The organism is Allobosea sp. RIT-PG3_2 (assembly GCF_057321085.1).
Genome location: NZ_JBXWCA010000002.1, coordinates 934,639 through 948,285 on the forward strand (window position 1 = coordinate 934,639; position 13,647 = coordinate 948,285).

At 68.1% G+C, this 13,647-nt stretch carries 16 protein-coding genes and 1 other RNA gene; 9 read left to right on the plus strand and 8 right to left on the minus strand.

The annotated features are described in order from the left end of the window. Window positions 1-52 precede the first annotated feature (52 nt). Window positions 53-1,078 (minus strand): ABC transporter substrate-binding protein, encoded by a 1,026-nt coding sequence (locus tag AC2FAN_RS09990; RefSeq protein ID WP_265051082.1) that lies wholly within the window; start codon window positions 1,076-1,078, stop codon window positions 53-55. 159 nt (window positions 1,079-1,237) lie between these two features. Here AC2FAN_RS09990 and AC2FAN_RS09995 point away from each other — a divergent pair, with 159 nt between their 5' ends. The 6 genes from AC2FAN_RS09995 (at window position 1,238) to AC2FAN_RS10020 (ending at window position 5,506) form a co-directional block, all read left to right on the plus strand. After that, window positions 1,238-1,705, plus strand: a complete 468-nt coding sequence (locus tag AC2FAN_RS09995; protein WP_265051081.1) for an Lrp/AsnC family transcriptional regulator — start codon at window positions 1,238-1,240, stop codon at window positions 1,703-1,705. 93 nt (window positions 1,706-1,798) lie between these two features. After that, entirely contained in the window at window positions 1,799-3,076 is a 1,278-nt protein-coding gene (locus tag AC2FAN_RS10000) for a phosphopantothenoylcysteine decarboxylase domain-containing protein (protein WP_485173626.1), read from the plus strand. A 4-nt stretch (window positions 3,077-3,080) separates the two neighbouring features. Continuing rightward, a complete protein-coding gene (gene dut, locus AC2FAN_RS10005; protein WP_485173628.1) occupies window positions 3,081-3,554 on the plus strand; it encodes a dUTP diphosphatase in 474 nt (157 codons plus the stop codon). After that, window positions 3,551-4,003 carry an RrF2 family transcriptional regulator gene (locus tag AC2FAN_RS10010; RefSeq protein WP_485173630.1) on the plus strand — a complete coding sequence of 151 codons (453 nt, stop codon included), beginning with the start codon at window positions 3,551-3,553 and terminating at the stop codon, window positions 4,001-4,003. Before dut ends, AC2FAN_RS10010 begins: the two co-directional genes overlap by 4 nt. A gap of 82 nt (window positions 4,004-4,085) precedes the next feature. Next, entirely contained in the window at window positions 4,086-5,057 is a 972-nt protein-coding gene (gene cysK, locus AC2FAN_RS10015; RefSeq protein ID WP_485173632.1) for a cysteine synthase A, read from the plus strand. Then, window positions 5,054-5,506, plus strand: a complete 453-nt coding sequence (locus AC2FAN_RS10020) for a GNAT family N-acetyltransferase (RefSeq protein ID WP_485173634.1) — start codon at window positions 5,054-5,056, stop codon at window positions 5,504-5,506. The genes cysK and AC2FAN_RS10020 overlap by 4 nt, the downstream gene beginning before the upstream one ends. Before the next feature lie 6 nt (window positions 5,507-5,512). On the opposite strand, the gene AC2FAN_RS10025 is transcribed toward AC2FAN_RS10020, so the two are convergent. The 3 genes from AC2FAN_RS10025 to AC2FAN_RS10035 form a co-directional block, all read right to left on the minus strand. Next, window positions 5,513-6,382 (minus strand): VOC family protein, encoded by an 870-nt coding sequence (locus AC2FAN_RS10025; protein ID WP_485173636.1) that lies wholly within the window; start codon window positions 6,380-6,382, stop codon window positions 5,513-5,515. 118 nt (window positions 6,383-6,500) lie between these two features. Next, window positions 6,501-7,733, minus strand: coding sequence for an NAD(P)/FAD-dependent oxidoreductase (locus AC2FAN_RS10030; RefSeq protein WP_485173638.1), 1,233 nt, complete (start codon window positions 7,731-7,733; stop codon window positions 6,501-6,503). Then, on the minus strand, window positions 7,733-8,782 hold the full coding sequence (locus AC2FAN_RS10035) for a YihY/virulence factor BrkB family protein (protein WP_265051073.1): 1,050 nt from the start codon (window positions 8,780-8,782) through the stop codon (window positions 7,733-7,735). The genes AC2FAN_RS10030 and AC2FAN_RS10035 overlap by 1 nt, the downstream gene beginning before the upstream one ends. Window positions 8,783-8,961: 179 nt before the next feature. Between AC2FAN_RS10035 and AC2FAN_RS10040 the strand changes: the two genes are divergently transcribed. Beyond that, window positions 8,962-9,660 (plus strand): outer membrane protein, encoded by a 699-nt coding sequence (locus AC2FAN_RS10040; RefSeq protein ID WP_485173641.1) that lies wholly within the window; start codon window positions 8,962-8,964, stop codon window positions 9,658-9,660. 3 nt (window positions 9,661-9,663) lie between these two features. Here AC2FAN_RS10040 and recR read toward each other — a convergent pair whose 3' ends face one another. From recR to ffs, 4 genes are all read right to left on the minus strand, one after another. Then, window positions 9,664-10,269 (minus strand): recombination mediator RecR, encoded by a 606-nt coding sequence (gene recR, locus AC2FAN_RS10045; RefSeq protein ID WP_265051071.1) that lies wholly within the window; start codon window positions 10,267-10,269, stop codon window positions 9,664-9,666. A 108-nt stretch (window positions 10,270-10,377) separates the two neighbouring features. After that, window positions 10,378-10,698 carry a YbaB/EbfC family nucleoid-associated protein gene (locus AC2FAN_RS10050; protein ID WP_265051070.1) on the minus strand — a complete coding sequence of 107 codons (321 nt, stop codon included), beginning with the start codon at window positions 10,696-10,698 and terminating at the stop codon, window positions 10,378-10,380. Between the two features lie 21 nt (window positions 10,699-10,719). Then, on the minus strand, window positions 10,720-12,585 hold the full coding sequence (locus AC2FAN_RS10055) for a DNA polymerase III subunit gamma/tau (protein ID WP_485173644.1): 1,866 nt from the start codon (window positions 12,583-12,585) through the stop codon (window positions 10,720-10,722). 89 nt (window positions 12,586-12,674) lie between these two features. Then, an RNA gene (gene ffs / locus AC2FAN_RS10060) (signal recognition particle sRNA small type) lies at window positions 12,675-12,771 on the minus strand. 230 nt (window positions 12,772-13,001) lie between these two features. On the opposite strand from ffs, the gene rpmH reads away from it, so the two are divergent. Together rpmH and rnpA are read left to right on the plus strand one after the other, a co-directional pair. Further along, a complete protein-coding gene (gene rpmH / locus AC2FAN_RS10065; protein WP_038364779.1) occupies window positions 13,002-13,136 on the plus strand; it encodes a 50S ribosomal protein L34 in 135 nt (44 codons plus the stop codon). 54 nt (window positions 13,137-13,190) lie between these two features. Continuing rightward, window positions 13,191-13,619, plus strand: coding sequence for a ribonuclease P protein component (rnpA, locus tag AC2FAN_RS10070; RefSeq protein ID WP_265051068.1), 429 nt, complete (start codon window positions 13,191-13,193; stop codon window positions 13,617-13,619). The last annotated feature ends 28 nt before the right edge of the window (window positions 13,620-13,647 follow it).

The window sequence follows — 13,647 nt, forward strand, 5'->3', positions numbered from 1 at the left end:
GGCGACGAGGCCCAGAAGGGCAAGGGCCGGAGCCCGTAGACTACTCACAATGTCAGCCGCCCGATTTGATCGCGCGCTCGTAATACTGCGTCTCGAACAGCCCGTCGAACGGTAGTTCCTTCTCCAGCGAGCCGAGCTTGACCTGGTAGGCCTGCATGGCGCGCGACGGCTCGATGATCTTGCGGGGGTCGATCTCGAACTGGCTCGCAGGCGAGACCAGTGCCTTCTGGATCAGCTCAGGCTCGACGATGCCCTTACCGAGCGCCGCCGCGACATGGGGCGCCGCCTTGGAGGGATCCGCCTTGATCAGCGCGGCGGCCTTGACCAGGCCGTTGACGAGGTTCTGCACCGCCTGCGGATTCTTGGTGGCGAAGGCGCCGGAGACGGCGACGACCGTGCCGGGCTGGCCGGGGAAGACCTCCTCGCCACCGGCGACCAGCTTGATCTGCGGATTGCGGGTCTGGATGATCGTCAGGGCCGGCTCGCGCACGCTGCCGCCGTCGACGGCGTTGGCCAGGATCGCCTGCTGCGTCGCATCGATGCCCATCGGCACGATCTCGACATCGGCCTTGTCGACCTTGGCGACCTCCCACAGCCAATACTGCAGCGTCGTGTTCGGCACCGAGCCGGCCGGCTGGGTCGCGAGGCGGGCGGCCTTGCCGTTGGCGGCGCGGAAGGCCTTGAAGGCGGCAGCGGCGCTGGTGCCTGCCGTGAAGAATTTCGTCAGCGACGGCGCGCTGACGACGACGTTCTCGCCGACCGCGGTCGAGGCGACGACGCGGATGTCGACGCCGCGCGAGCGGGCGACCGCAAGCGGGGCGACGCCGGCGACATAGACGTCGATCGTGCCGGAAGCCAGCGCCTGGATCATGTTCGGGCCGGATTCGAAGACGGTCAGCGCCACGTCGAGGCCGCCCTGCTTCAGCCAGCCCTCGCCATTGGCGACGAAGAACGGCGCCGTGCCGACGATCGGGATGTAGCCGACGCGGGCGGTGGCGCTCTGCGCATGGGCCGGACCGGCAAGGGACGCGGCTGCCGCGAAGCTAGCACCGGCGAGGAGAAACTGGCGGCGATCCATCGTTCAAATCCTTGTCGCAGACAGGGCCGACGAAGCCCCATTGACAGATTGAGAAAAGGATTTTCTATCTGAATGCAATAGATCGGCATCAAAAAGATAATTCATCTATTTTGATCCGATTTCAGAGCATGAATTTCTTCCGAAAGCGAGCTTGAGAGAATGGACGCCATCGACCGAAAGATTCTCACTGTCCTGCAGGCCGATGCGAATATTTCCATCGCCGAGCTGGCCGACCGTGTCGGGCTCTCGCAGACACCGTGCTGGAAGCGGATCCAGAAGCTCGAGCAGGCCGGCGTGATCCTGAAGCGCGTCGCGCTGGTGGCGCCGGAGAAGATCGGGCTCGGGCTCACCGTCTTCGTCCAGATCGAGACGGCCGATCATTCCGGCCCCTGGCTGGAGAAGTTCGCGCAGATGGTCGCGGCGATGCCGGAGGTGATGGAATTCTACCGCATGGCCGGGGATGTCGACTACATGCTGCGCGTCGTCGTCGCCGACATGGCCGCCTACGACTCGTTCTACAAGAAGCTGATCGAGACGATCCCGCTCAAGAACGTCACCTCGCGCTTCGCCATGGAGCGGATCAAGGCGACGACGGCCTACAAGGTACCCGACCTGCCGCGCGATTGAGGACGACGGACGATTGCGTGGCGCATGACAGCGCCGCGCCGTCGATGCTAGGAAGCGGTCAGTCCGACGCCTGACCTCGTCCGAGGAGCCGCCTTGTCCGCTTCCCGCTCCGTTCTCCTGATCATCGGCGGCGGCATCGCCGCCTACAAGGTGCTCGAAGTCATCCGCCGGCTGAAGGATCGCGGCATCGCCTCGCGCTGCATCCTGACCAGGGCGGGCGAACAGTTCGTCACGCCGCTCACCGTCTCGTCGCTGGCAGGCGAACGCTGCTTCACCGATCTGTTCTCGCTGACCGACGAAGCCGATATCGGCCATATCGCGCTGTCGCGCTCGACCGATCTCATCGTCGTGGCGCCGGCCACCGCCGACCTCATCGCCAAGATGGCGAACGGCCTCGCCGACGATCTCGCCTCGACCGCCCTGCTCGCCACCGACAAGCGCATCCTGATCGCGCCCGCGATGAACCCGCGCATGTGGCAGCACCCGGCGACGCGGCGGAACATGGCGCAGCTCGAAAAGGACGGCGTCCTCGTCATCGGCCCCAATAGCGGTGCCATGGCCGAACGTGGCGAGAGCGGGCCCGGCCGCATGGCCGAGCCGCCCGAGCTTCTGGCCGCGATCGAGGCGGCGCTGGCCGGCGAGAAGCCGCCCGCACAGCGCGCCATCGGCTTCCTCGGCCGGCTGCCGGGCGGCGAGGTCACGGCGACGGGCGCGCTGGCCGGCCGGCATGTGCTGATCACCTCGGGGCCGACGCATGAGGCGATCGATCCCGTCCGCTATATCGCCAACCGCTCGTCGGGGAAGCAGGGCCACGCGATCGCTGCCGCCGCCGCCGCTGCCGGGGCGCGGGTGACGCTCGTCAGCGGGCCGGTGAACCTGCCCGATCCCCCGGGCGTCGAGACCGTCCATGTCGAATCGGCTCGGCAGATGCTGGCTGCCGTCGAGGCGGCGCTGCCGGCGGATATCGCGATCTTCGCCGCCGCCGTCGCCGACTGGCGCGTGGCCGATGAGGCGCCGGAGAAGATGAAGAAGGACGGCCTGGCCCTTCCACCGCTCGCCCTCGTCGAGAATCCCGATATTCTCGCCACCGTCGCGCATAGCAGCAGCGGACGCCCGCCGTTGGTCGTCGGCTTCGCCGCCGAGACGCAGAACGTCATCGACTACGCCACGGCCAAGCTGAAGAAGAAGGGCTGCGACCTGATCGTCGCCAATGATGTCGGCGGCACGGGTGTGATGGGCGGCGACGCCAATACCGTCCATCTCGTGACGCTGGCGGGCGTCGAGACCTGGCCTACCCTGCCGAAGGACGAGGTCGCGAGCCGGTTGATCGCCCATATCGCCGGGCTGGCCTCGGCCGGGCGGACGGGCTGAGCCGATGGTCACGGTCGCGTTGCAACGGCTTCCTCATAGCGCCGATCTGCCCCTGCCCGCCTATGAAACCGCCGGCGCGGCCGGCCTCGACCTGCGCGCCGCCATCGGCGAGTCCCTCACCCTCGCGCCCGGCGCGAGGGCCTTGGTGCCGACCGGCCTCGCCATGCAGTTGCCCGAGGGCTTCGAGGCGCAGGTGCGGCCGCGCTCAGGTCTCGCGGTCAAGCACGGCGTCACCGTGCTGAACGCGCCCGGCACCATCGACAGCGACTATCGCGGCGAGGTCAAGGTGCCGCTGATCAATCTCGGGCAGGAACCCTTCGCGATCGCGCGCGGCGACCGGATCGCCCAGATGGTGATCGCGCCGGTCACCCACGCAACGCTGGTCGAGGTTTCCGCGCTTGATCAAACCGAGCGCGGCGCGGGCGGCTTCGGCTCGACCGGGGTTGCCGGCAACGCTCGGATGGAGAAGCGGCCATGATGCTGCTGTCCCGCCGCAGCCTGCTCGCCATCGCCGCCGTGGTCGACATCGCGCTGCACGCCCGGCCCCAGCCGGTCGCGGCCAAGCTGCTGGCGGCCCGGCACGCGCTGCCGCCGCGCCATCTCGAAACGCTCTTGCAGACGCTGGTCCGCGTCGGCATCCTGAAGGGGGTGCGCGGTCCGCGCGGCGGCTACGAGCTGGCCCGCGAGCGCCGCAAGATCACCGCGGGGGACATTGCCCGCGCCGCGATGCAGGAGGCTGGCGAGGACGGGCTCGGCCCCCTGCCCCAGTCGAGACTGGTCGACGAGGTCGTCGGACCCGAGGTCGAGGCCGCATCGACCGCCTTTCTGACGATGCTGGACAACGTCACCGTCGAGGAGCTGTGCCGGCGAGCACAGGCGAAGGCCGTCTTCGGAAAAGCCGGCCTGGGCGGTGATTTCACAATATAAGAATGTGATTTATTTCTTTAATCGACACTCTCTGTGAATTGACCTAGCTTCGCCCCCAACATTCCCTCGAGGAGGATTCATCATGGCTGAAGCACAGAAGTCGACGAAAGCGCCCGGGCGCGGCCGCATCTACAACTCGATCACCGACACGATCGGCGACACCCCGCTCGTCAAGCTGAACCGGCTGCCGGCCGAGCGCGGCGTCAAGGCAACGATCCTGGCCAAGCTCGAATTCTTCAACCCGATCTCCAGCGTGAAGGATCGCATCGGCGTCAACATGATCGATGCGCTGGAGGCTTCCGGCGCGCTCAAAGCCGGCGGAACGCTGATCGAGCCGACCTCGGGCAATACCGGCATCGCACTCGCCTTCGTCGCGGCGGCGCGCGGCTACCGCCTGATCCTCGTCATGCCCGAGACGATGTCGCTTGAGCGCCGCAAGATGCTCGCCTTGCTCGGCGCCGAACTCGTCCTGACGCCCGGCCCCGGCGGCATGCGCGGCGCCGTCGCCAAGGCCGAGGAGCTCAAGAACGAGATCCCAGGCTCGATCATCCCGCAGCAGTTCGAGAACCCGCACAACCCGGAGATCCACCGCAAGACGACGGCCGAAGAGATCTGGAACGACACCGACGGGCAGGTCGACATCGTCATCTCCGGCGTCGGCACCGGCGGCACCATCACCGGCGTCGGCCAGGTGCTCAAGGCGAAGAAACCGAGCGTGAAGATGGTCGCGGTCGAGCCGGAGGATTCACCCGTGCTCTCCGGCGGCCAGGCCGGCCCGCACAAGATCCAGGGCATCGGCGCCGGCTTCGTGCCGGGCGTGCTCGATCGCAGCGTGATCGACGAGGTCGTCACCGTCGGCAACCAGACCGCCTTCGAGACGGCACGTGCGCTCGCCAAGAACGAAGGCATTCCCGCCGGCATCTCGTCGGGCGCGGCCGTCGCTGCCGCGATCGAAGTCGGCGCGCGGCCCGAGAATGCCGGCAAGACCATCGTCGTGATCATCCCCTCCTTCGCCGAGCGCTACATCTCCAGCGCCCTGTTCGAAGGTCTGTGAATCCGACGGCAGTCCAGATCGTCCGGCTGACTGAAGAGCTGCCGGACGATTTCGAAGCGCTGCGCCACGAGGCCGGCGCGGAAAGCTATCGCTTCGTCGAAGGGCTGCGCGAGGAGTGGCTGGCTGGCCGATATGATGGCGGCGACGATCGTTTCGCCGTCTTCGCTGCTTTTCATGAGGGTGAGCTCGCCGGCATCGGCGCCGTCACTCCCGATCCTTACGATGCCCAGCCCGACCTCCTCCGGGTGAGGCATGTCTATGTTCGGCCGCTGCACCGGGGCGCCGGCATCGGCCGCATCCTGGCAGCAGCGCTGATCCAGCAGGGGCTGGCGCTGGCGCCACGCCTTTCGCTGCGGGCCGCCGATCCGCGCGCGGCCGCCTTCTGGGAAACGAAAGGCTTCAAGCCCGATACGGGCGGAACCCGCCGTTCCCATCTGCTGACGCGCTGAACCGCCTCAGCGGACCAGGGCCAGCCTGTTGCCCCAGGGATCGGCGATCGTCGGCGCCGCATCCGATTCCGTGCCGCCCGCCGCGAAGATGCGTTCGCGCATGGCGGCGAAGTCGGCCTCGTCCCTAGCCACAACCTCGAAGCAATCGAGACCGGCCTCGCCCGGCTGGCGCAGCCCGGCAGCGCGGCTGCCCCAGATATTGCCGGCGATGTGGTGGTGATAGCCGCCGCTGGCGAGGAAGCTGGCGCCGGGATAGTGCACCATCAGGTCGAAACCGAGCAGGCCTTGATAGAAGGCCTCGGCCGCGGCCGTATCGCCGACGCGGAGATGGATGTGGCCCATGCCCGTCCCCTCCGGCATGCCCGCATAGGCGCCGCTTTCGGCCTCGCCCAGCAGCTTGTCGAGATCGAGCCGCTCGGTCGCCATGGCGATGGCGCCGTCCGGCTTGCGCGGCCATTCGGCACGCTTGCGGTCGCGATAGATCTCGATGCCATTGCCCTCGGGATCGGACAGGTAGAGTGCCTCGCTGACGAGATGGTCGGAAGCGCCCTCGAGCGGGATGCGCGCCTCCGCCGCGTGCCTCAGCCAGCTGGCGAGATCGCGCCGCGACGGCAACAGAATGGCGATATGAAAGAGGCCAGCCGCAGAGGTTTGCTCCTTGGCGCCGGCGAGAAGCCGGATGAGCACCTGCCCGCCGATGCCGAGTTCCGCGCTGTCCTTGTCTTCCCGGATCAGCCGCAAGCCGATCGCGTCGCGATAATAGGCGACGAGCTTCACAAGATCGCGCACGCGCAGAGTCACCGCCCCGATGTGATAGGGCGCGTCATGGGCTTCGAGCCTTGCGGGTGTCGCCGTCTTCTCTGCAGTCGCGGACATGGCAGGTTCCTCTCGCGGCCGCCGAGCCGGCCGCCGCCAGTCAAAATGGCGATTCCGCCGTCGCTTGTCGCCTGTCTCGCCGGCAAGACCGGGATTGCAGGCCTGCAATGAGCCGCCTTCAGCCCGGCCTTGGTCTGTCGATGGCGAAATGGCCGAACCAGCTTTCCTCCCGGCCCCGGATCAGCGAACCGATCAGTCGCGAGGCGAGAAAGCTGAAGGTGATGCCGTTGCCGCCATAGCCATAGGCCGACAGCAGGCGCGGACTGCCCGGCACGCGTCCGATCAGCGGCAGTCCGTCCTCGGTCTGGCCGAAGGCGCCAGACCAGCTGTGTCCAAGTTCGAGATGCGCTTGCGGGATCAGCGCGTGCAGCCGGGCGAGCAGGGCTTTCGTCTTCTGCGGTCCGAGCGCCTCGCGCTTGTCGGGGTCGGCGAAGTCCTCGTCCTCGCCGCCGAAGACGATGCGACCGTCCGTGGTGGTCCGGCAATAGCAATAATCCTCGGAGGCTTCCCAGACGAGGGCCGGCCCCGGCCACAATGTGTGGAGCGGCTGCGGAGTGGTCACGATCGCCCAGCTGGAGGCAACGCTGTGCAGATCGTCGCGGACGAGGTCGGGCATGACGTAGCCGGTCGCGAGCACGACATGATCCGCCTCGACGACATGCCCGCTGGCCAGGCTGACGGCAGCCGAGCGGCCGGCGCCATCGAAGCCGACCGCCTCGTCCCGGATCAGGCGCGCGCCGCGCTGCGCCGCCGTGGCGATCAGGGCATGGCACAGGCTCAAGGGATCGGCCTCGGCCGAGCCGGGCGAGACGATCGCCGCCTTTCGGTCGAAGCCGAAGGCGCCGAGCAGCGCCGCATGCTCGACGAAAGCGCCCGGCAAGCCGGCGCGGCCCCGCAGTTGGGACTCGTCGAGCATTTCGCGCGGGCCGGTTTCGCCGGCGGCGAGATAGACCGTCTGCCGATGGCTGAAGCGACAAGGCAGCGCAAGTTCCTGAACGAGCCGGCCGAGGCCGTCGACCGCCTCGAAGCTCAGGCGGTAGACCTCGGCCGCGCGCTCGAAGCCGTAGAGCGCCGCCAGCTCGCGCAGCGGCAGGTCGATCTCCCATTGCAGCATCGCCGTCGAGGCGGCGGTGCTGCCGAAGCCCTCCCGCTCGCGATCGATCAGGACGACGTCGAGCCCCATTGCCGTCAGGTGCTCCGCGAGCAGCGCGCCGGTGATACCGCTGCCTACGATGGCAACGTCGCAGCGGGTATCCAGCTCCAGGCGTCGCCCGGCCGGTCTTGCGCCGGCATGCCAAGGGCCAGAGCCGCTGCGCAAATCGTCATGGCGCGTGGTTTCGGGATCGAGCATCAATCTGCCTTCGCCTTGCCGACCCTGTCGGCCATGGTCGCGCCGCGCTCGCCGAGGGGTTTCGGCCGGCCGGTGGTGGTGTCGTGGGCGGTCTGGTGCTCGAGCTCGGCATTGAGTTCGGCGCCGGCGAGCACGATCGTCGCCGAAAGCCAGAGCCAGGTCATGAACACCACGACGGTGGCGAGAGACCCATAGGCCGCCGTGTAATTGCCGAGCGTGCTGACATACCAGGAAAAGGCATAGGAAGCCGCGCCCCAGAGCAGCGCGGCGGCGATGGCGCCGGGCATCACCCAGATGAAACGCATCCGCTCGCGGCTGGGGCCGAGCCAGTAGAGACAGGCGATCGAGAGCGTCGCCATGACGAAGAAGGAGGGCCAGCGCACCAGCCGGATCAGCCGCTCCAGCTCCGAATGGAAGGGAAACAGCGCCGTCACGAGCGGCAGGCTGGCGATGGCGATCAGCGCCGCAGTGAGCAGGACCACGCCACTCACGGTCGTGAACAGCGAGATCGCGTTGAGCTTGAGGAAGCTGCGCTTCTCGGCCTCGCGATAGATGATGTTCAGCGCGTCGAACAGGGCCTTCACCGCCGCGTTGGCCGACCATGTGGCGACGAGAAAGCTGACATAGAAGGTCAGCGACAAGCCGAAGCCGGATTGGCCCGACAGGCGCATCGCCTGTTCGTGAATGAGTTCTCGCGCCGCCTGGGGCAACATCGTCGTCACCGCGTCGAGCTGCTCTGCGATCGTGGCCGGATCGGTGAAGTAGCGGTAGATCGTCACCAGCAGCGAGAGCGCCGGCACGAGCGAAAGCAGGGTGAAGAAGGCGACGGCCCCGGCGAGCGAAGTCAACCGGTTGTCGATGACATTGCCGGTAAAGCGCAGCAGCACGTCCTTCCAGCCGAGCCAGGTCATCTGCAGCGGCGTCCGCGCCAGCCGCCCACGCGCAGCCTCCTGCCGCCGCCGGCCGAGATGGTTTGAAAGCGCCCCTGACAGATAGCCCAGCGCGACCCCCACCCCGGCGGCGCCCGTGATCCGTTTGAGGAAAGCCATGTCGGGATGTGGTCTCCGCTGCGGGTTGCGGATGCAGCTTGCGAGCAACCGCGCTCGGCCGCAATCGTTCCCGTGCCGGGCGGCCCCGGAGCCGGCTTAGCCGATTGTTAACCTTAATGCTTCGTTATGAGCGAGCGCGCCCGGCCATTCCGGGCGCATCACGTTCCTCGGAAAGCCCGATGTCGAAGCTCAGATACGCCCTGGCGGGATGTGCGGCCCTGATCGCCGGAACGGCCGCTGCCGCCGACCTGCGCAGCGTCGCCCTGCCGCCCGCGCCGGAGCTGCCCGCCTTCTATTCCTGGACCGGCGCCTATGTCGGCGTGCAGGGCGGCTACTCCTGGGGCAGCAACCGCGTGCGGATCGGCGCGCCGGTCGGCCCCTTCGCGCCGATGAGCTTCCGCATCGACGACGATTCCGCCTTCGGCGGCGCCCATGCCGGCCTCAACTACCAGTTCGGCAGCATCGTCCTCGGCATCGAGGGCGATATCGAGGCCGTCAACAGCCGCAGCCGCTTCGCTGGCGCCGGCCTCAACGGGCGCGTCAGCCAGGATTGGCAGGGCGCGGCGCGGGCCCGCATCGGCTATGCCTTCGACCGGCTGATGGTCTATGCCGCCGGTGGTGCCTCCTTCACGGAATACGAGCGGCGCGTCTTCGATGCCACCGGCCTCGGCGAGCGGCTGACCAGCGCCCGGACCGGCTGGAACATCGGCGCCGGCCTCAACTTCGCCTTCACCGACAACCTGATCCTCGGCGCCGAATACCGCTACACCGATTTCGGCCGCAACCGCTTCGCGACCTCGGGCGCCTTCCCGGGCCTGAGCGGCGACCAGGACCTGTCGACGCACAGCGCCCGCGCGAGCATCGCGTATAAGTTTTGAGAACTAGAAGCCCGTGCGCTGGCGGATCGCGGCGGCCAGCGTGCCGTCGTCGAGATAGTCGAGCTCGCCACCCACCGGCACGCCATGGGCGAGCTTCGTCACCTTGACCGGCAGATGAACCAGCAGGTCGGTGATGAAATGCGCCGTGGTCTGGCCATCGACGGTGGCATTGAGCGCGAGGATGACCTCCTTCACCGCCGGCTCGGAAGCGCGCGCGACCAGAGCATCGAGCGAGAGATGCTCAGGGCGCACGCCGTCGAGCGCCGAGAGAACGCCGCCGAGGACGTGATAGCGGCCGGAAACCGCGCCGGACCGCTCCAGCGCCCATAAATCCGAGATATCGGCGACGACGACGATGAGCCCGTCGTCACGGCGCGGGTCGGCGCAGAGGCCGCAGGGGTCGCTGGTATCGACATTGCCGCAGCGCGAGCAGACGACGATGCGCTCGCGCGCCACCGCCATCGCTTCCGAGAGCGGGCCGAGCAGCTGCTCGCGCTTCTTGACGAGATGCAGCGCCGCGCGCCTGGCCGAGCGCGGCCCGAGCCCCGGCAGCTTGGCCAGGAGCTGGATCAGCCTTTCGATCTCGGGGCCGGCGATGGCGCGGGACATATCAACTCGTCGATGGAAGCGTCATGGTCGGGCTTGACCCGACCATCTCCGGACGGGAACCCTTTCGGCGCGAGATGCCCGGGTCAAGCCCGGGCATGGCGGCTTGTCTCAGAATAGCTTCATCCCGGGCGGGATCGGCAGGCCCTTGGTAATCTCGGCCATGCGCTCCTGCATGACACGCTCGGCGCGGCTGCGGGCATCGCTCGCGGCGGCCACGATCAGGTCCTCGAGGATCTCCCGCTCGTCCGGCACCATCAGGCTGGGGTCGATCTTCACGGCCTTCAGCGCGCCCTTGGCGGTCATCGTCACCGTGACCATGCCACCGCCGGCCGCGCCTTCGACCTCGATCGTGTCGAGTTCAGCCTGAACATCGGCCATCTTCTGCTGCATCTGCTGCGCCTGCTTCATCAGGCCCATCATGTCGCGCATGGAAAATCCTCCTCGGAAGGGTCAGAAATCGATGCCGTCGAAATCCGGCTCGGAATCGTCGAACAGCGGTTCGGCATCGGGCAGATAGTCGTCATCGGACGGCGCAGCAGCGCCCGTTGCGGCCGCTGCGATCGCGCGGGGGTCGCGGACATCGATGATACGTGCGCCCGGGAAGCGCTCCAGCACGGCCTTGACCGAGGGGTGGGCGGCCGCGTCGCTCTCGCGCCGGTCCTTCGCCGCCGCCGCCTGCTCGCGCAGCGTGGCGCCGCCTTCCTCGTTGACGACCGCGACCATCCAGGTCTGGCCGGTCCATTCCTTGAGGCGGCGCGACAGATCCTGCGCCAATGTGCGCGAGGCGCCCTCGGCGAGCGAGAACTCGATGCGGCCGGCTTCGAAGCGGACGGGGCGGATGTCGCGTTCGAGCGCAAGCTTCAGCGTGATATCGCGGTGCTGGGAGGCTAGCGCGATGACGTCCTCCAGACTGGCGACGATCGCGGCCGGCGCTGCGACAGCGCGCGCAACCGGGGCCGGTGCCGGATTGGCGCTGGCGAGGATCGGCCGGGCGGCGAGCGCGGTGTTGCCGCCGCCGGAGGGCGGGCGCGGAGCGCCGCCGCCATGGCCGTTGCCGTTTCCGGACGGGATCGCTCCGGAGCCGTCGCGCAGCAGCTTCAGCGCCTCGTCCGGCGTCGGCAGGTCCGCGGCATGGGCGAGGCGCACCAGCACCATCTCGGCAGCCATCACCGGCCTGTCGGCCTGCTTCACCTCGGAGATGCCCTTGAGCAGCATCTGCCAGGTGCGCGCGAGCACGCGGAGCGACAGGCGCTGGGCGAAATCGCCGCCGCGCACACGCTCGGCCTGGGCAAGGCTGTTGTCCTTCACCGCCTCGGGCACGAGCTTGAGGCGCGTTACAAGATGGGTGAACTCGGCGAGGTCGTTGAGCACGACCACCGGATCGGCGCCGGCATCGTATTGCGCGCGCAGCTCGCCAAGCGCCGCGGCGATATCGCCCTTCATCACGGCCTCGAAGAGGTCGATGACGCGCGCCCGGTCGGCAAGGCCGAGCATGGAGCGGATGTCGTCGAGCGTGATCCGGCCGGCAGCATGGGCGATCGCCTGGTCGAGGATCGAGAGGGAATCGCGTACCGAGCCTTCCGCGGCGCGGGCGACGGCGGCGAGCGCCTCCTGCTCGGCATCGACGCTCTCGGCCTTGCAGATGCCCGCGAGGTGATCGACCAGCACATCGGCCTCGACGCGGCGCAGATCGAAGCGCTGGCAGCGCGAGAGCACGGTGACCGGCACCTTGCGGATCTCGGTCGTCGCGAAGATGAAGCGCGCATGCGGCGGCGGCTCTTCCAGCGTCTTCAGGAAGGCGTTGAACGCCCCTGTCGAGAGCATGTGGACTTCGTCGATGATGTAGACCTTGTAGCGCGCCGACACCGGGGCGTAGCGCACGGCATCGTTGATCTGGCGGACGTTCTCGACGCCGTTGTTCGAGGCGGCGTCGATCTCCATCACGTCGATATGGCGGCCCTCGATGATCTCGCGGCAATGCACGCCGAATTCCCGCAGATCGGTGGTCGGCGCGCCGCCACCTTCGGGCGTCTGATAATTCAAGGCGCGCGCCAGGATGCGGGCGGTGGTGGTCTTGCCGACGCCGCGCACGCCGGTCAGCATCCAGGCCTGCGGAATGCGGCCGGCCGCGAAGGCATTGGTCAGGGTGCGCACCATCGCGTCCTGGCCGATCAGGTCGCCGAAATGCGCCGGCCGGTACTTGCGCGCGAGGACGCGATAGGGCGTCGGCGCGGCGGCTGCAGCCGGCGCGGGCGCCGGATCGAAACCGGCGAAACCGGGTTCGTCAGCAGAGGCGGCGTCGATTGGGTCGGTCATGAAAGCTGGTTTCGCCAATCGGGAGGCGAGGGTCAATGGCGCGGTGCCGGCCCATGCGTTTTGCCCTTGGCTTTCCCGTGGGCGCATGAGGTGGGAGGCTGGACGAAGACCCGTTCGGTCTCGTTAGGGCTGCTTCCTTCCGGACCTGACCCGGTTGGCGAGTGAGACGTCCCTCGCCAACCTCCCGCCCGCTATATCGGGGATGTCGTGCCGAATCGCAAGCCACTCGATAAAAGCCGCGAAGCTTCGTCGCAGCCCGTGCTTCGGCATTGACTCGGTATCATCCATCCGTCATAAGCCCGCCACCTGCGCAGCCGAAAGGCCGCGCCGACCCTTATCGCATGACAGGCTCGGTTGGCCATGCTTTCCCCGGAAAGCCGCGGCCGTCGTGCTCATAAAGGCCCCGGAGACGGACCGTGAAGAGAACCTATCAACCCAGCAAGCTGGTTCGCAAGCGCCGCCACGGCTATCGCGCCCGCATGGCGACCAAGGGTGGCCGCAAGGTCATCGCCGCTCGCCGCGCCCACGGCCGCAAGCGCCTGTCGGCCTGACGAGCCCTGGCGCGTGACCATGGCGCGCCGGTTACGGAAGACTGGCCAATCGCCATGCGCCTCGCCCGTCTGACGCAACGCAAAGAATTCCTGGCGGCGGCCGAGCACGGCCGCCGTTTTCGTTCGCCTGCCTTCATGGCTCAGGTGCGCGACGCCGCGCCCGACGAACAGCGCCGGGGCGGCGAACCCGTGACTCTGCGGCTCGGGCTCACGGCCTCGCGCAAGACCGGCAACGCCGTCAAGCGCAACCGCATCCGCCGCCGGCTGCGCGCCGCCGCCGCCCAGGCCCTGCACGATCAGACCGACAAGCGCTGCGACATCGTCGTCATTGCCCGCTCCGAGGTGTTGGGCGCGGATTTTCACGCACTCGTGGCCGATCTTTCCATTGCCATCGACCGGGCGAAGCCTCAAAAGCCGCGTGAGAAGTCCTCCGGCGACCGCCGCCGCCCGCTCCCCAAGCGCGAGTCAGCGCCGCAAACCTGACCCGACGCGCCCATAACCTGCCGGACCC